7 protein-coding genes are annotated in these 21,094 nt (G+C 31.8%); 5 read left to right on the forward strand and 2 right to left on the reverse strand.

Features of this window, described 5'->3' with window-relative positions; translation table 11 throughout:
• Positions 1-38 precede the first annotated feature (38 nt).
• Positions 39-296 carry a hypothetical protein gene (locus EJ01_RS04215; RefSeq protein WP_157197632.1) on the forward strand — a complete coding sequence of 86 codons (258 nt, stop codon included), beginning with the start codon at positions 39-41 and terminating at the stop codon, positions 294-296.
• A gap of 45 nt (positions 297-341) precedes the next feature.
• On the opposite strand, the gene EJ01_RS04220 is transcribed toward EJ01_RS04215, so the two are convergent.
• On the reverse strand, positions 342-968 hold the full coding sequence (locus EJ01_RS04220; protein WP_048082288.1) for a hypothetical protein: 627 nt from the start codon (positions 966-968) through the stop codon (positions 342-344).
• A gap of 429 nt (positions 969-1,397) precedes the next feature.
• Between EJ01_RS04220 and EJ01_RS04225 the strand changes: the two genes are divergently transcribed.
• From EJ01_RS04225 to EJ01_RS16345, 3 genes are all read left to right on the forward strand, one after another.
• Positions 1,398-11,567: a right-handed parallel beta-helix repeat-containing protein gene (locus tag EJ01_RS04225; RefSeq protein ID WP_048192850.1), complete on the forward strand. Its 10,170-nt coding sequence runs from the start codon at positions 1,398-1,400 to the stop codon at positions 11,565-11,567.
• A 184-nt stretch (positions 11,568-11,751) separates the two neighbouring features.
• Complete coding sequence (locus EJ01_RS16340; protein ID WP_052375828.1) at positions 11,752-12,651, forward strand: zinc ribbon domain-containing protein; 900 nt, start codon at positions 11,752-11,754, stop codon at positions 12,649-12,651.
• A gap of 146 nt (positions 12,652-12,797) precedes the next feature.
• Positions 12,798-13,793, forward strand: coding sequence for a hypothetical protein (locus EJ01_RS16345; RefSeq protein ID WP_052375830.1), 996 nt, complete (start codon positions 12,798-12,800; stop codon positions 13,791-13,793).
• A gap of 117 nt (positions 13,794-13,910) precedes the next feature.
• On the opposite strand, the gene EJ01_RS04240 is transcribed toward EJ01_RS16345, so the two are convergent.
• A complete protein-coding gene (locus EJ01_RS04240) occupies positions 13,911-14,885 on the reverse strand; it encodes a DNA-3-methyladenine glycosylase family protein (protein ID WP_048082320.1) in 975 nt (324 codons plus the stop codon).
• A gap of 448 nt (positions 14,886-15,333) precedes the next feature.
• On the opposite strand from EJ01_RS04240, the gene EJ01_RS04245 reads away from it, so the two are divergent.
• Positions 15,334-21,060 (forward strand): right-handed parallel beta-helix repeat-containing protein, encoded by a 5,727-nt coding sequence (locus EJ01_RS04245; protein ID WP_169740432.1) that lies wholly within the window; start codon positions 15,334-15,336, stop codon positions 21,058-21,060.
• The last annotated feature ends 34 nt before the right edge of the window (positions 21,061-21,094 follow it).

Genomic DNA, 21,094 nt, shown 5'->3' on the forward strand with positions numbered 1-21,094 from the left:
ATTATTTTTATATGAAAATAGTATGTGGGGGATTAAAAGTGGAAAAAGAAGGAAAAACATTTGAATACAAAACATTGGTAAATATGGGATATGTAATAAGCATACTGGTACTGCTTTTAGGGGTATATTTCATCAAAAACGGATATACGCAGGGTTTTGCAGCGTCCATAGTCCCGGTAATTTTTGGGGCATATATTTTATCTACGGGTGATAAAACTGCTTCACGCTATGGTTGGGGGCTTATATTGATATTTGTGGCGTATATACTTACGTATATAGGCTATTTTGTCAAATAAAATTATTAATTTTAAATACTCTCTATTTTTTTTAAGCTTTTAGGGTTATAAATTCAATTTTGAGTATATTGGATCAGTTTTGCCTATAATTTTGATTATTTTCCCAGTTATATGTTCTAATGGAATGTCCAAGCTATTTTCTACTTGAACAAAATTACGCCCTTCTTTTTGAAATGATTTTTCTACTTTTAGGATTTTAAACGGAATAATGCCCAGTATTTTAGCTTTTGAAAACCAGTAAAATGAAACTGGGCAAATTTGAGGCCATAAAATTAGATCACCAACTTTGACGGATTCGGGATTTTCTTCAATAGAAAGAAGGTCATTTTTTAAAGCAAACGGCTCAAGATCTTCCTTTAATTTTAAAATAGTTCTTTTACTGTATTTTAACTGCCGTTTGTTCTTTTTTAAGAGTTTAAATAAGTATCTTGAGGTTATAACTTCTAAATTATCCTTTGAATTAACATCTTCAAGTATGCTCTCTTGAACTCCACTTTCAAAGGCACCTGTAAGCCTGATCCATGCGTCTAACTCATTACAAAAAGTGTTCTTACTTGTAGAACGCATTGGGCATTTCCAGCAGTATTTATCCCTTAAAATTTTCTGGATTTTAGCGTGGTACTCCCTTGAGATTTCGCTGAATTCATCTAGTGCATCTGAAAGCTCGCCCATATAAATCACTCACAGTTTAATAATTTTTTATTCTTTAAAATAGTTATGGCATTTGGTTAATTTTTATTTTATGATTTAAAATATTTAATTATAACATACAAAAGGAAAAATTATGGAGTTAAATTTATACAATATGACAAAAAATAACCTAATTACGAATTAAATGCGATAAGTAGCGAATTAAATATATATTTACAGTTTAAAGCTATTAATTCGCTTAATATGATTATTTTTTATGTATTTTTTATTAAATTATTAAATTATTTATTATTTGCCTAGAATTTGTAATATTTGGAGTTTAATTCGTTATACCTGTCTTATTTCTCCTTTTATCATGTTTAATCATAATAAAATAATGTATGAACCGAAAGTATTAAATATTACTTAATTACAATAGCCATGTATTTGTAATAATCGATGTGATGAGTTATGACGAATATAAAGACAGTTTTGGCATGTATAACATTTTTTACAATACTTTTGATGTTTATCGGGGCAGTATCAGCTGCTAATGTGACTATAAACCCTGGAGATAGCATTCAATCAGCTATTAATAATGCTTCTGATAACGATACAATCATAGTTAATGATAATAATGGTTCTGCGTATACATATACAGAAAATGTAATTATAAATAAAACATTATCATTACAGGCCAAAACTGGTGGAAATGTTACTGTTCAAGCTTCTAATTCATCACGTCCTGTTTTTACAGTAACTTCACTTGGAAATGGTACTACTATTCAAGGATTTACAATTGTGGGGGCCGCCAATTCAAATGGAATTCATTTGAATGGAGCTTCAAATTGTAGTATCACTGGAAATACTTTAACAGGTAATGTGTATGGGATGTATTTGAGTAGTTCTAATGGTAATTTAATTCAGAATAATGTTATATCTAATAATTCTAGGGGAACAGGTCTTTATAATGGTTCAAATAATAACACAATTCAAAATAATGATTTGATAAATAATATTTATGGGATTGTTTTTTTAGGTTCAAATTACAATACTATTCAGAATAATAGTTTAATAGATAATCAGTATGGAATTTATCTTTACAACATTTCGAATTATAATTCCATTTGTAATAATACTGTAGAAAGCAGTACTTCATATGGAATTGGTATTTCTGGATCGAATTATAATATAATCTGGAATAATAATGTAGAAAACAATACTTCTTATGGAATTCTCCTTTCAAGCACAAATAATAACACAATTCAGGATAATACTATACTGGGTAATCAATATGGGATATATCTTTATAACAGTACGTATGGTGTTATATTTGGAAATGTAGCAACAGGCAATACCTATCAAGGAATTCATTTAGACAGCTCATCAAATTACAATTCAATTCAGAATAATACAGCACAAGGTAGCCAATATGGAATGTCTATATCTAATAGTTTGAATATCACAATAATTGAAAACAATATAACCGGTAATCATTATGGAATATATTTTTGCAACTGCTCTGCCAATGTAAACTTTAATAGAATTACTGGAAATAGCATATATGGACTTTATAATACAGGTAATGGAACAGTAGATGCAACAAACAATTGGTGGGGCTCAAATAATCCAAAAATAATTTCAAGCGGATCTGGGGATATTCGTATTGTTGGAGGAACAGTAAATTATAATCCATGGATTGTTTTGAATGTAACCGCCAGTCCATCAAATACTATTAATAATTCAACTATAACGGCGGATTTAACTCATAACAGTGCTGATGATGATACTTCTTCGCAGGGACATATTCCGAATAATATTCCTGTAAATTTCGCTACAACATTAGGAACAGTAAATAGTACAGCATCTACTCGTAGTGGAAAAACTGATGCAACATTTAACTGCGGAACATCTACTTCTGGAAATGCTAATATTACTGTCACGTTAGATAATCAAACTGTGCAAACAAATGTCACAATCGATGTAATTGCACTAACTGTAACTGCTAATATTACGAGTGGCGTTTACAGCACTACACAAACTGTAACTTTAAATGTAACTGATAATTTTGATGCAAATCCTGTAATTTATTATACCTTGGATGGTAGTGACCCAACAACTTTGAGCACGGTATATACGGGTCCTATAACTATTGATGAAAATACGATTTTGAGATTCATTGCTGTTGATGCTACAGGTAATCGAGCTCAGTGTCAGACTGAAAAATATTATTTCAGTATTCAGGATGCTATAGATGATTCAAATGATGGTTCTATTATTGAAGTTCATTCAGGCACATACGTGGAAAATATTGTTATAACTAAAGATATAACATTGAAATCTGCTACGGGTGAAGATGTAACAATCCAGGCTGTGGATTCGTCACAGCCCGTTGTTACTATAACTTATACCGGAAATGGATCAGCAGTACAAGGTTTCAATATAAATGGGGGTTCAGATGGTATCTATGTTTATGCTGATAATTGTAGCATAACTGGAAATATTATAACAAATAATAATAATGGAATAATTCTAGAAAATTCATTGGGGAATAATATTTCAGATGATAACATAAATAATAACTACAATAATGGAATAGACTTGCAAAATTCTTCAAACAATACTATTTCTAATAATAATATAACCTATAATTGGAATTATGGAATTTATTTGGAATCATCCTCGAATAATATAGTTTCAGGAAATACAATTTCAGATAATTGGTATGGAATATATTTGGATTCATCTTTAAATAATTCAATTTCATGGAACAATCTAACAGACAGTAATTATGGAATTTATGGTTATGTTTCCTCAAATACTCTAATTTTTGATAACAATATAACTAACACTGAATATGGGATTTATAGTGATTCCTCTTTAAATAACACAATTTCTGATAACAGTATAACAGACAGTAATTATGGAATTTATATTGATAATTCCCCTGAAAATACGCTTCGAAACAATATAATTGTAAATAACAACGATGGATTTAATATATCTGGAGATGATCTTTCAGATTATATTCAGGACATTGATACCAGTAATACTATAAATGGAAATTCTGTTTATTATTTGATAGGGCAACATGACCTTGTGCTAGATGGGATACATATAGGTTATTTAGCTTTAGTCTCGTGTAACAATATAACTGTAGAGAATATTCGTGAACAGTATGATGATGAGGGTTTCTTAGTCCAAAGTGCTATTGGAATTAGTATCATAAACACAACTAATTCTATAATTGAAAATTGTGATTTAACAGGAATATATTCTGAAAACTCTTCAAATAATACATTTTCTGGAAATACCATAAATGGCCAGGTTTACCTTGATTTATCTGACAACAACACAATATCTAATAATAATATCTATTATTATCATGGTGGAGGCCCCGTATGCTGTGCACTTTTAAGTGATATGGTTAGCTATTCAACTACTTATGAAAGTAATAATGCTCTATGTCTTGTATCGTCTAATAACAATACAATCTCTGGAAATTATGTTAATGGAATTGAACTTTTGAACTCTTTAGGTAATATACTTTCAGGAAATACGGTATCCGATAATGGAATTAGTCTTGAATCATCTTTTGATAACATAATTTTGGAAAATATAGTTTCCGGAAATGGAATTTATCTTGAGTCATCTTCAAATAACACAATTTCAAGGAATACAGTTTCTGATAATGGAATTTATCTTGATAATTCTTATAATAACACGATTACTGGAAATAACCTGATGAATAATTGGAATTATGCAATTTATCTTAATTATTCAACAAATAATAACGTTTCAGAGAATACAATTTCAAATGGTAGTAATGGGATTGGTTTAGAGAGTTCCTCTCAAAACACCATCAATGAAAATCAAATATCAGATAATTGGAATGATGGAATTTATCTTAGTGATTCGAGTAACAATACGATCTCTGGGAACAATATAACAAACAATTCTAATAATGGAATTGATTTAGAGAATTCTTCTCAAAATATTATTAGCGGAAATAATCAAGTGTCAAATAATAGTAATGGAGTATATTTAGAGAGCTCCTCTCAGAATACAATTAGTGAAAATCAAATATTCAATAATAGTAACGGAATTTATCTCAGTGATTCAAGTAACAATACAATTTCAGAGAACAATGTAACAAGCAATTCTAATAATGGAATTTATCTCAGCAATTCCGGTAATAATACAATTTCAGGGAACAATATAACTGGTAATAATAACGGAATTAGTTTAGAAGCCTCCTCACGAAATATTTTAAGGAGTAACATACTTGCAAATAACGTAGATAACTTAAATATTGTAGTTAGTAATGTTGAAGATTACCTGCAGGATATTGACGCTACCAATACTATAAATGGGAATCCTATTTATTATTTGGTAGGGCAAAATAGCATAGTCTTAGATAACTTAAATATCGGATATTTAGCTTTAATTTTATGTAATAATATCACTATAACAAATTCTAATATAACAAGCAGTTATAATGTGTTTATTTTAAATACAACTAATTCAACGATTGAAAATAATAATATTAATACGGATTTGTATCTCGAAAATTCTTTAGGAAACACAATCTCAGGAAATATCATAAATAATACTGATAATGCAATTACTTTAGAAAATTCTACAAATAATAATATAACTAATAACACAATTAACGAAAGTAGATGCGGGATATGTTTGAAAAACTCTTCAGGAAATGAGATTAATGGAAATACTATAAATAATGAGGGGCCAGTTTATAATTATGATTATGGAATCTATTTAGAAAACTCTTTGAACAATACTATTTCAGGAAATGCTATAAATAACACTTTTAACAGCGGAATTTATTTAGAGAACTCTTCAAATAATACAGTTTCGGGAAATAATGTAACAAATAGCTATAATAATGGAATTGATTTAGAAAATTCATCAGGAAATGAAATTAATGGAAATCAAATAACAAATAGTTATATGGAGCTATACTTATGGAATTCTTCTGATAATACAATTTCAGGGAATATACTAACAAATAACGATGATGGAATCTATTATAACTATGGGATTTACATTGGAAATTCTGCAGATAATACAATCTCAGGAAATAACATAACAAACAATAAATATGGAATGTATTTAGATTCTGCAGATAATATAATCTCAGAAAATAATATAAGCAATACTAATCAGGGAATATATTTATCTAGCCCCCAAAAGATAATCTCAGGAAATGAAATAAACAACAATACTTATGGAATATATTTGGAAAATGTACCCGGAAATGTTTTAAGGAATAATACGTTTGTAAATAATACATATAGTATGTATATAGGTACGGATATTGGAGGATATCAGCAGGATATCGATACTAGTAATACTGTGAATGGTAATCCTATTTATTATATTATTGGGCAAAATGGGCTTGTTTTTGACAGTGTTTCAATTGGATATCTGGCACTTATTTCATGTACCAATATAACAGTTCGAAACATTACCTTTACTGGTAATTACGATGGAGTTCTTCTTTTAAACACTACAAACTCCTGGATTGAAAACCTAACTTTAGAAAATAATTATCAGGGAATATATCTCTGGAACTCCTCAAACAATACAATTTCTGGAAATATCATAACAAATGTGGATAATTATTATCAATGGTGGTATGGAATACATTTATTAAATTCCTCAGACAATACAATCGATAATAATAGAATCAGTCAAAGTTATGATGCAGGAATATATCTGGAAAACTCCTCAGGAAATATAGTAACAAACAATGTATTCAATAATGTTGATCGGGGAATTTACCTGGTAAATGCCCAAAATAATGCAATAATCAACAACATAATCAACAACAATTATTACAGTGGAATTTACCTTGAAAGTTCCTCAAACAATACTATCATGGATAACAATATTTTTGGATATATTAATGAAAACTCTGGCAGTAAATATGGAATATACGTAGGTAACTCATTAAAAAATACAATCAACAATAACACTATTGGTAACAACCAGTATGGAATTTACTTATTGAACTCTAATGAAATTACAATCATTAACAACACTATAAGTAGTTATAGTCTTCCTCCTTATGGCTATTATTATGGAATCTATTTAGATAACTCTTCAAGTGATACAATAGTTGAGAATGTAATTAATGATAATATAACTAATCTTAATAACGTTAATAACTATGAAAATGATGGATATGGTACTTGGTGGGAATATAACTATTACTATGCAATTTACCAAAAAGATTCCACAAACAACACTATAGATAACAATGGCCTAAATAATAACACAAGTAGTACAAATGATCCAGATAAATATTATTATATTTATTATGTATACTCTTATTATGGAATTTACATGGAAAATTCCCTAAACAATAGAATTAGGAACAATACCTTAAATAACAATAATAATAACAGCAATTATGGAATTCATCTGGTAAATTCATCTAACAATACAATAACGCAAAATATAATCGCCAACTATTGTATTGAGGGCATTTATCTGATTAATTCTTCTCAAATCACGATATCTGAAAACCATATAGACAACAGCACCAGAGGAATTTATGTAAATGGAAATAATGTAACAATTTCTGATAACTCTATAACAAATAACCATGATGACACTGGAATAACTGTTAATGGTAATAATACCAATGTTTTAAGGAATATAGTGACTCATACTAATGGTTCTGGAATAATGATTATTGGTAATAATGCAATTATTACCGAAAATGAAGTAACTGATAATAATAGCACTAATTTAGGATTCAGAGGTATTTCAGTATCTGGTGATAATGCAACGGTTTCTTATAATAATGTAACTGGTAATATTAATGATATTACAAGTGTAGCTGTATTCAGCGATGATTGGGCAGGTATTTGGATAAATGGAATTAATTCAAGTATTTATAACAATACTGTAACTGGTAGTGGTGGTTATGAATATGGATGTAGAGGCATCTATGTAAATGGTGATGGTGCAACTATTTCTGGTAATAATGATACTTGGAACACTGCTGAAGGGATTGTTTCAATTGGAAATGACGTAATTATCACCGACAACATTATTCAAAATAATCAAAATTATGGACTTTCTGCATCTGGAAATAATTTGAATATTTCTGGAAATAGAATAATCAGTAATGGTAAGTTTGGTATTGCTGTTACAGGTAGTGATGTAAACATTTCTGGAAATGTTGTATTGGATAATGGATGTAATTTCACAGCAGGACATGACCCAATAGATTATAATATTGGCTTTGGTATTTCAGTAACTGGAGATAATGTAAGCATTTCTAACAATACAATATCAGGTAATGGAAATAATGTAACCATTGATTCTGCTTTCACTGCAAATTATGAAGGTGGTAACGGTATTTCTGTATCTGGTGATAATGCGAATGTTTCTGGAAATACTGTAACTGATAATGGATGTAATACGAATATTGGTGGAAACTACACATATTACTATGGTGGTAACGGTATTTCTGTATCTGGTGATAATGCGAATGTTTCTGGAAATACTATAACTGGCAACGGCGTTAATGCTACATTAAGCGCATGGATTCTTACCTTATACTATTATGGAGGTAATGGTATTCTGATTAGAGGTCCTAATGCGAATGTTTCTGGAAATACTATAACTGATAATGGTATTAACACGACCTTATCGTGTGGATTGAGTTATGAAGGTTTCAATCATCCACTTAGTGAGTTTAATGGTAGTTATGGTGTTTCAGTGTCTGGAAATAATTCAACTATTTCTGGAAATAGCATAAGAAATAGTGGTATTAATACAGTAATAGCAGCTCCAACTTATCCTTATTTATATCCTCTTTATAATGAAGGTAGTATTGGGATTTACTCACAAGGAGATAACTCAAAAATATTACAGAACACGGTTTATGATAGTGGTCGTAATGGAATTGATGCATATGGCCTTAATTTAATTGTTTCTGGAAATACGGTTGACAGTAATGGAGGACATGGAATTTTAGTTACTAATGGTACAATGGTTTCTGATAATATTGTAACTAATAATAGTGGTTTTGGTATTTCAGTCACTGGTGACGGTGTAAACGTTTTAAGGAATACTGCAGCAGGAAATGCCGGCGATGGTATTGATGTGATTGGAAATAATGCAATTATAACACCAGATAATAATATTCATGATAATGAGGGTCATGGACTTTACGTTATTGGAGATAACATTAACCTCATAGAATTCAATGATGGTCTAGGCGGGTTTGACATTTACAACAATGGTCTAGATGGTATTCGTGCATCTGGAAACAATTATACCATTTTACGCAATAATATTCACAATAATGGAAATGGAATTACAGTTACTGGAAATAATGAAACTGTTTCTGAAAATAAAGTAACTGATAATCACGGATATGGAATTTCAATTATTTCTAATGCAACTGTTTCAGGTATAACAGTTTCTAACAACGTTATTACTGGTAATAGTGGCGATGGTATTGATGTGACTGGGAATAATGCCATTATTACACCGGATAATAATATTCATGATAATGGCGGTTATGGTATCAATATAATTGGAGATAACATTAACCTTAGTGGATTCAATGATGGTCTTGGTGGATTTGACATTTACAACAATGGTCTAGATGGTATTCGTGCATCTGGAAACAATTATACTATTTTACACAATAATATTCACAATAATGGTGGTAATGGAATATCAGTTACTGGTGATAATATCACGGTTTCCGGCAATAATGTAACCAATAACCATGGAAATGGACTTTCAATTGATGACAATGTGAATATCTCTAATGTTACTGTTTCTGGAAATACAGCATCCGGAAATACTGGTGATGGTATTGATGTAACTGGAAATAACGCCATTATAACACATGATAACAATGTCCATGATAACAGTGGTTATGGAATTTATGTAATTGGAAATAACATTAACCTCAGCGGGTTTAACACGGATCTTGGCGGGTTTGACATTTACAACAATGGTAAAGACGGTATTTATGCGCCAGGACATAATGTGACTATTTCTAATAATAGGCTGACCAATAATTGGGGTAATGGAGTAACAGTTACTGGTGATAATGAAAATATCACTGGAAATATTATAACTAATAAGGGCAATACTGGAATTTCTGTTACTGGTAACCATGCTAATATTTCGGAAAATACTGTGATTAACAGTATTGGGGATGGAATATCAGTTAGTGGATATTATGCATCTATTACTCATAATACGGTGATTAATAGTGCTGGAAATGGAATATATGTTGCCGGTATCGATGCAATTGTTTCATGGAATACTGTGACTAACAGTACTGAAGATGGAATATTAGTTAATGGTGAGAATGCAACTATTTTCAAGAATAATGCAATAGGTAATAATGGTTCTGGAATAGTGGTTAGCGGTGTTAATGGTGCAAATATTTGTGAAAATACGGCTAATTATAATGGTAATAATGGAATTTTTGTCGAGTGTAACTCTGCAGTTCTTTATGGGAACACGGTAAACCATAATGGATCTTCGGTACATTCTAATCCATATGTTCCTCAATTAGTGACGGATAATGGATGGTTAGATGGAATAAACAACGCTAATGAATATGTGGATAGTCTTATTGATGATATAACAAATAATACAATTATCGATTCAGTATTAAACTTAACATATTTCGGTAAATTTGTAAAAGATGATTGTATTGGATTTTTTAAGAATATAGCTATGGAAGGTGTATCAGGATTTACAGAACCTATGGTAAATAACTATTATTCTGAATTAAATAATATTTATGGCGGCGGTGTAGAGACTAAGCTTGTTTCTTTAGGTTTAAATGGTAACGGTATTGAAGTGATTGGTAATAATGCATCTATTTCTAACACGATTGAGGCTGATTATAATGGGGGTTATGGAATTTTAGTATATGGTGACGATACTTATTCTATTGCCAATAATCTCCAAATTACAGGTAATGCTGGGGGAATTGCTGTTATTGGAAGTTATAACTATACTTATATTGTTCTTACAAATAATATTGCCAATGGAAATGATTGGGTGGGAATTTATCTAAGGAATGTGAATGGACCCAATGGCGTGCTTGAAAATGGAATCAGAAATTGTACAGCTAACTCCAATGGAATTGGAATAGTCGTTTCTGGAGGAATATATGTCAATATGTGCCATGCTAATGATAATGTATTAGATGGCATTCTAGCTATTGGATCAACATTGCCAGTTGACCCTTTAAACCTGCTTTTAGCTGGACCTATGAATTATATTGATTCTAATGAAGTGAGTCATAATGGTGCAAATGGCATTTATAGTTATGGTGACAATGCAATGTTCCTTAATTATTGTGATGATGAAAATGCATTAATGGGAATTATGTCAAGTGGAAATCCACTTCTTCTCACGATACCAAATTCTGTGGAAGGTAAACTGGGCAGCATATTTCCTCCAACAGCCCAACTAGTACAATTAGCAGGATATATAACTGGTGTATTTGAGGTAGAAGAAAGTGGAGTTATCGTATTTAGTCTAAAAGATGCTATAATCTCTTCCGCACAATATATTGAGGATAGATTTGTAGAATTAGAAAGTAGTCTACAATCAAATTTTTAACAGCACATAATAATTGCTTTTTAATTAGTGTTTATAACTTCTAATGAATTCAGTTGAAAAAATGAAAAAAAAGATATCTTCTTTAAAAACTAAATTTAAGAAATGTCTCTAAAATACTCCAAAAAAATCAAAAATTTAGAGATAGCACAACATTTATATGAAAAGAATTTAAAATGGTGCTTTGATGTCATATATCATCTGTGATAAATGTGGTGGATACTATGAACTCCAGCCTGGTGAGTCTCCCGATGATTTTGACTCTAAATGTGAATGTGGTGGGACTCTCAAATACGTTCAGAGTTTGAATGATGATAACTTACAAAAAACTTGCTCTAATTGTGGGAGTTTAATTGAAGATAGTGATGAAATATGTCCTAGTTGTGGTTTTAGATTAGAAGAATCATATTTATCAGAAAAGCAGCTTATTTTTGGATTTTTATGGATTTTATCTAATGTGGGCGTCATTGCAATAATGGCGATTTATTTTGGATGGGTATTGTGTATGGGCGTTATGACTTCTATTTTTAAACCTATGTCTGGAGTCAGTATTTCTTCAGTAATTGGCATTATTCTCTTTTTTTTTATTCTTACTATTTTCCCCGTAATGGCAGTTATTGCACTTATAAGAAGGTTTAAAAATAAATATTTAAGTATGTACGAAAAAAAGAATTTGAATTGGGTTGCAATTAGTATTGCATTCCTAGTTACAATTATTATTGGTATCTTTGGAAAACATTTGAGTAATATAATTTTTATAGGGTCCTATTTAGCAAATAATCAAATTACTATGGGGCCGTTGTTTGGCGGATTTATTGCAGGTTGTATAGCTGGTAAGAGTTATATTAATGGACTTGTAAATGGGGGGATTCCGGCAGGAATAGCAGGATTTTTAGGTATTATATTACTTATTGGGGGTAACTTGGCTGCTGGACAATCATTTGATGCAATTCTACTTGCAAATTTAATATTGGGTGTTGTATTTTTCATATTTTATTTCATTACTGGCTCAATCGGTGGAATCATCGGTGCAGGTATAAGAAAAAGGATCAGCAGTCCAAAAAATACTGCAAAAGAAGTAAGCTAGATTCTTTTATCCTATTTAACAGGTTATTGTAAGGTTTTGCCTGTGAATAAGGTGTTTTATAGTTATTAAATAAAATACATGTTTTTAAAGATTAAATGGTGCTTTTATGTAATAAAATTGCACTAAATTAAATACTGAGGTTTTAAATGGCGTCTAATATAGAAACTAAAATAATGCTTGAAGCTAAACGTAAAGGGTTAGATCCTGATGAAGTTTTACAATTAATGATGGTACCTTTTGAATGGACAGGAAATAGTTATCTATTTAATTTTGATTCCATACCTATTGAAGAATTATCTAATTATATTGATTATATATTTAGAAAGCAAGGGTACAGTTTAGATAAAGGAACTCAAATAGACGGTATTTATGTTAAGACACGGTTCGGTGATTCGTTAGCTTATAAACGTCTTCCAATTGAATATAGATATAAAGTCGAAATGTGCTTAAATGAAGGAAAAACATACTTAAAAATCTCCAGAATGTTACAAGGAGGTTTAATGTCCGCTGACAAGACAATTTATGGGGAAAATTATCTTAACTCTGAATTAAACAAAATAGTTGACCAACTAGAATTTTTAAAACCGTCAATTAAGGGTTATCTAATTTGTAATAAATGTGGTGCATATTATGAAGTACATAAAGAAGAATCTCCAAAAGATTTCCCTGATAAATGTGAATGTGATGGAACTTTTGAGTATATTGCACTTCCAGATTTGCCTGATGAGAGACTTGTAGAAAGGAAAAGAACAGCCAGTCCAACAGAATACTTGCGTGCTCCTATGGCTTTAATCGTGGTAAGTTCAGCATGTATTGGAAGTATGGGGTATAATCAAAGTATCGTTGCTACTTCCGGAATGTTTGGTTTGGGATTCGGCATGGTTTTATTACTAATTCGCGATAAAAGTCAAGAATTAGTATTTAGTATGATTTCTCGGTGTTTAATCTACCTTTTGTCGGCAGTTCTATTTTTTGTAGAAGGCGGGGTGTTATTTAATGTATGGATTCAAGCTAATAATTCTGTTATATTAATGATAATAAGTCTTATTTTTGTATTTATAGCTGTAATATTTGGCTTAGGTATGATTTTTAAAATGATTAGTCCTGATAACCCTCGAAATTTCTTGGATCCGCCATTATGAATGTTCTAAATCTTTTAGTACTTCTCTAAAAGGATATTTTTGGGAAGAAATGTAAAAAGTAGCTTAAGATTCAAATTTAGATAGTTCACTTATTGAATTATAAATATCAGCTCTAAACTATTTCTTCAAGGTTTTCATAAGCCCCGACTTTCTTGCATAATGGAACAAATACAGCTGGGTATAACCTGCATAATTTCCAAACCTTTCTATACCAAATTTCCTCATTTTAGGGTTACTTACATTTTTTCCGTCAAAATAAAGCTTGGCTACAATTCTGCTTATCCATATATCCACTGGAAACGCTTTTCCAAATCCATAACCATAAAGGAGGATACAATCTCCTACTTTTGGCCCCACTCCCGGAATCTTGAGTATTGTATCAAAAGCAGTTTCATAATCCATTTGGTTAATTTTTTGTAGATCTATTTCGCTTTGAACCATTTCAGATGCTTTAATTATGTATTTTGACCTGTAGCCTACGCGGCAGCTTCTTAGATCTTTCCATGATGCCCTTGTTTTAAGTAATTCTGGGCCACATTCTTCTTCATCAAACTCATGTTCTGGAGCATTTGCAAGTACCTGGGGGCTAGGAAAAGAGTAGAACGTACCAGATGAGAATTTGTATTTATCTCCAAACTTTTCTTTTAAAAGATTTATAGCTTTGTTCCACTGCCTTATTGAATTATGGGCAGAGGTTATAGAACATATAACTGACTCAAATAAGTTATTAGCTTTAAATAGCCTCAGTCCTTTACAAAAATCGATTGTAGGTTCCAGATTTGGATCATTTCTTAAAAAATCATATAATTTGGGGAGATCATCATTTAACCCAAAAATTTCCATTATTCTAGCTTTAATATGTTCTTTTTCTATATCTTCTTTAGACTCAGCTATTATGTCAATTGGATCATCACTATTAGGTTTATGGGCTATTTTTACAAGGCATGGTTTATTGTCTACAAATACAAGTTCCTGGAAATATTTGCCATTCTTTTGCCATGCCGGCTGGGATGTCTGGCCGCTTCCAATGGTAAGTTCAATGTCGAATGGACCTTTAAATTCAGGGGTTTCTATTTTAAATCTGGTCTTCATATGCATCATTATTATTTAAGATCATCAAATTACAATAATTTTTTGCAAATGTTTATTGTAAAATGGAGTTTATCTCTTGCAAATTACAGTTTTTTAAAATAATAGTCAAAAAATTAAGCAGTATTTGTTTTAAAATGGAAGTGGTAAACTCATTTAAAAAAAGGGTATTGTCCATGTGTATAAGTTAAAGGATAATTGATTTTTAGGAGTAGAAAGTGACGATTTTGCAATTTAAAAATAGCTTTTGCAGATTATGGCTTTTTGATGTTGATTTTTCCTGGTTTGGTACTGCTTCATCTAATTCAATTTTACTTGATATTTACTCAACTAAAATGGAAATATTTATATGGTTGATTTGTACAATTGGTATTTTGTACTAATATTTTAAATGGAAAATGAAGGTGTTAGTAAAAAAAATAGGGGATTAAATTCAAGGAGGTGGATTAAATTGAGGAAAACGATACTATTAGGCATTTTGATATTGTTTTTTATTTCTATAAACATGGTTAATGCTGAAAATCCTGTAAAAAGTTCGAATACGGGAATTCAAGACATTTATGTGTCTACTACTGGTAATGATTCTTCTAATACTGGGGCAAACGCGGATAGTCCTTATGCTACTATAGCAAAAGGGGTGTCAAATGCTAGTGACTCGCGTAATGCTACGATACATTTAAGTAAAGGGACATTCACTGGTACGGGGAATACTGAAGTTGTAATTAATAAAGCGCACCAAAGTCAGGGCGGCAGCTTGACTATAGTGGGTGCGGGATACAATAAAACGTTTATCGATGCAAACAGCATTGATTCTATATTTGATATAAAAGCTGATTCTATTGTTAAGCTTCTAAACCTCACATTGATCAATGGAAAATCTACAAATGGGGGGGCCATTGTTAATGAGGGTAATTTAAGTATTGTAGATTGTATTTTTGAAAAAAACTATGCAACATCATATAATGGTGGTGGAGCTATTTGCAGTACTTCTGGAAATCTAACTGTTTTTAACAGTAAGTTCAACAACAATTCAGCACCATCAGGATATGGTGGGGCTATACGTTCAGGTTCAACATTAGTTAATATATCAAATTCCAGTTTTACAAATAACCAGGCTAGTGGTGCTGGAGCTTTGTATATTTATGGTGTTCAAACAGCTAATTCTACTATAAAGAATTCTTATTTCGCGAATAATTCTGTTGAAGACGATTGGGGTATTGCTGGTTCTATATGTATTGCTTATGGTTCGCTGATAAACAACACTATTATTAACAGTACTGTAATCGGTAGTTCCGGTCAGGGAGGAGCTGTATACATTTCCGGAGATAGTTATTTAAAAAATAACACCATGACAAATTGTTCAGCAGCAAGCGGTAACTATATTTATGCAGGTTCTTCTTTTAATGCTAAAGTTACTTTCAATGATGCGACTATTACTGCACCTAAAGCTACTGTAACTGCTACTGTAACTGATGACATGGGACATCCAGTTTATGGGGGAAGTATTGACTTCTATGCTAATGGTATATCACTTGGAAGTGCAAATGTCATAAATGGTACAGCAACGCTAAAATACACTAAACTGCTGGAAAATAACGGTTTATACAGGTTAAATGGGACTTCTTATTACTTCATAAATAATTTGTCCAATGTTAAAAATGGGACTTTGAATGTAAACATTGACAGGACTCCTAAGAATGTATATGTTTCAACAACCGGCAGTGATGATACTGGGGAGGGGTCTGTAAGCAAGCCTTATTTGACTATATCTAAGGCTATTCATGAAGCTTTTTCCACATCATACTACCCTATAGTCCATATACTGGAGGGTACTTACTCGGGATCTGGAAACACAAATATGAGTTTTACTGATATAGGTGTTTTAAGTTTAATCGGTGAAACATACAACAAAACTATAATCGATGGGGGACTTGTTAACTGGATATTCAATTTTGGCAAGTACACACAGGTCAACATGGTGAATTTGACCATTAAAAATGGTAATTGCAGTACAGAATATCCTTTAAATAATAATGTTTTAAGTGCAGCTTCTGATTTGAGCATGATAGACTGTATTTTCGAAAATAATTATGGTAGATATGCGTCTATTATTTCTGCAGGGAACGATGGAACAAAGGTTACAATTAAAAACTTAATCTTTAAAGACAATCAGGTTTATGGTGCCTATTATGGGCCGTGCTATGTTCACACAGGTGAACTTGATAACTGCCACTTTATAAACAACAGTAATACGGGAACATCTACGGGGGCCATGAATGGAGGAGCTTTATACGGCCATAATTTAACTGTAAGAAACTCAGAATTTATAAATAACTCCAACGAAGGCACTGCAGGTGCAGTATATGTAAACGGACCGTTAACAAGTATCCACAACACATATTCGGGTAATTATGCAAAAGAATATGGAGGAGCACTATATGCAGGTACTATAACCAGTGTAAACGATACATTTTGCAATAATACTGCACTAATTAATGGTGGGGCGATTATTGCTAATGGAAATATAACAAACGCTACTTTCAGGAATAATACTGCGGGAACATACGGTGGTGCTATATATGCAACCAACTTAGCCCTTAAAAACTGTTCTTTTGAGAACAATACTGCGGGAACTAACGGTAATAACATATACATGTACAGCAGCGGCAGCGTTTCTGGTACTATTTCTGGTGTTAATTTGACTTTTGTGGGTAATGGTACAGTTAACATCGATAAACTTACTGGTGATTTGACTGCTACCGTGGTTGATGATAAGGGCAATGCCATAAGTGGAGGATATGTTTCGTTCTATTTGAATGGGACTTATATTGGTAGGGCAGATGTTGTTAATGGAGTTGCGACTTTAAATTATATTGGTTTTAAAAATGGGGCTTATAATTTAACTGGAAATTACAGTAATGCTGTAGACCCTGTTTATACTAAAGATGGTGTGGTTAAGGTAGCTATTAATGAAAAAGATTCTGTTGAACAGTATGTTTCTAAATCAGGCAGTGATTTTACTGGTGACGGATCTAAAGCTAAACCATTTGCAACCATCCAAAAAGCATTAACTGCTGCTGTGGAATTAAGTCGAAATATAACCATCCACCTGTTAGAGGGCATTTATTCTGGTGTGGGAAACACTAATGTGACTCTACCTGGAACTTTGAACCTCACTATACTTGGTGATGGCATAGACAAATCGATTATAAACGGCGAAAATACCAACTGGATTTTCAATATAACACTGGGTGATGGTTTAATCACTTTGAAAAACTTCCAAATCATAAATAGTACTCTGGTTTATACTTCTAAGGTAATTCAGGATAGTCCTATAATGATTGCAGCTAATTCTACCGTGGTTATCGATAATTTATATGTTAACGGCAGCCATGGTTATTATGGGGGTGCTGTTAATAATAATGGAAACCTAACTGTAAGTAACAGTAGCTTTGCCAATAACGGCGACTCATGGTATGGTGGTGCTATTTATAACATGATTAATGGTACTTTAACTGTTAATAATTCTTCATTTATACATAATTCTGCTAAATGGGGGACTGCTATATGCAATGAAGGGGTATTATTAGTTAAAGATTCTGTATTCAAAAATAATGTTCGTGTTTCAGGCTTTACTGGAAATGGTATAACTGTTGAAGGGTCCAAGGAAATTTCCGGTAATTTGAACATGTTTAACTGTACTTTTACAAATAATACTGCTTCAAAAGGTGATTTAACCTGTTATAATGGAATTATTTCTAATTCCAGTTTCTACAACAGTACAGGTATTTTGATAGGTTCTGCTAGTAATTCTTGGGGTAATATTACAGTGTCTAACTGTTCATTTACAAATATTACGGGTACTTATAAGGCAATTACAGTGCAAACAGGTAATTTGAACCTGAATATTACAGGCTGCCTGTTTAAAAATGACAGTTATGCGTTGTACGGTTCAATGTTTAATCCTGCAGTGGTTAATATTTCGAATTGTGTGATATTAAGTCCAGTACAGGTAACTGGTAGTGCTATCAATATGACTGCAGATTATAACTGGTGGGGTAATAATACTAAACCGGTTATTACAGGTCCTGATAATTTTACATTGAATTACTGGCTGGTGATGACTTTAACACCAGATAGTAAGCCTGGTTTTAGTAAAAACGTTAAAGTAGGAATTAACCATTACACTGACGGTGTGATTAACTACGCATTTGATGGCTATTTGCCAGTAAGGGATTATGTGTTCAATGTTTCTAACGGAACTATTAGTCCAGTATCGGGTAGTTTAACTGATAATGCTGCAGATGCTGTGTTTAACGCTGGAACTTATGGTAACTATTCAGTGAACGCGACTATTGATAATCAGACTTTGACCTGTAATTTTGAATTGTACCAGGCAGATACTGCAACTACAGTTGATTTATCAAATTCCACAAGTAAACAGGGCAATAAGATAGTTATAACTGCAAATGTCAAAGATGAGAAGAGCGGTGATCCTGTAGATGAGGGTGAAGTTGAATTCTTCATTGGAAACACATCGATTGGTAAGGCTGCGGTGCATGATGGTAAAGCCACTAAAGAATGGGTGATTGATAAGGATAGGGGTGTATATGAAATAAATGTCCAGTATCTAGGATCTGAAAGTTACCTCACATCAGACAACCACGCATTCTTAACAGTAACTTCTATTAACACTACAACAACCACTAATTTGTCTAATTCATCTGCTAAGTATGGTGATAGGGTTAATGTAACTGCAGTTGTTAAGGAGACTGCCAGTGGTAATGCTGTTAATGGCGGTGTTGTTAAATTTTACAGGGGCAGCACACTAATTGGCACAGCAGATCTGGTTAATGGAATTGCAACTCTTAAAAATTGGATTGCAGACCTTACAGTCGGAAAATACAATATTACAGCACAATACATGGGATTAGGTGATTACTTAGCTTCACAAGCACAAAAAACATTCGAAGAAGTGTTCTACAACGGAACCACCTGGAACGTATACAACTACTTAAACAACACTCAAATACAGTACATCCTGAACAACTGTGTAAATAACAGCAATATTATATTTAACAGTGGACAGTACAATAAATTAACTTTGACAATTTCAAAACCAGTGAATGTTAAAAACAAAGGCACAGTGACTATAGTGGGTAATGGATCTGGTACAGCATTTACCATAAATGCCAATGCAACTATTCAAGGTTTGGTAATTAAAAATTATGGTACTGCAATCTTGAATAAAGCAAGTACTGTTAGCATTGCTAATAATACGTTTGCGGGTAATGTGAATGGTGTTGTTAATTATGGTAGTGGTTCTGGTGTTAAGATAGGCACTAATAATGTTTTCCAGTCCAGTAAAGGTTCAGCTATTTATAATTACGGAAATAATCTGACTTTTAAAGGTTTTAAACTGGTGAACAATAAAGTGGGAATCACAAACAAAGGATCCAATGTAGACATATTATATAACACTATTTCTGGTGGAGAATATGGTATTGTAAACTATGTGAAAGCTGCAGACATTAATTACAATACTGTTTCAAGCGTTTCTAAGTCTGGTATTTATAATATTGGTTCTTCCGGTAAGATTGGGCATAATACATTGAAAAATAACTACTATGGAATCAATAATAGTGGTTCTAGTTCTACGATCACTTATAATGTGGTTTCTGGTGGTAGTAAGGGTATTGTAAACAGTGCAGGTTCAGTTACGATCAGTGGGAATACTGTAAAGTCTGTTACAGGTTGTGGTGTTTATAGTAGTGGTTCTAGTGTTAAAATTTATAAGAACACTTTAACTGGTTTAAATAAAGGTTATGGAATTTATTTAACTAGTTCTGCTAAAACTAACCTGGTTCAAAGTAATACGGTATCTAAGTTTTATTATGGATTATTAGACGCAGGATATAAGAATACGTTGAAATTCAATGTTTTAAAGTACAATAAAGTTGGTTTGTACTTGTATAAAACTGCTAAGTACTCTACAGTAACTTCTAACCAGGTTTGTAAAAACACCAATTACGGTGTTTACAATAAAGGGTATAAAACAACTCTTTATAAAAACCAGATAACTTACAACACTAAATATGGTTTAGCCACTGTGAAATCTGTTAAAAACACTAAAAACACCATAAAAAAGAATAAAGTCAACACGAAGTTAATAAAATAAAACCTCTCATTTGACATTTATTCCATTTTTTAAT

Origin of the sequence: Methanobacterium veterum (assembly GCF_000745485.1) — an archaeon.
Classification (GTDB): domain Archaea; phylum Methanobacteriota; class Methanobacteria; order Methanobacteriales; family Methanobacteriaceae; genus Methanobacterium_D; species Methanobacterium_D veterum.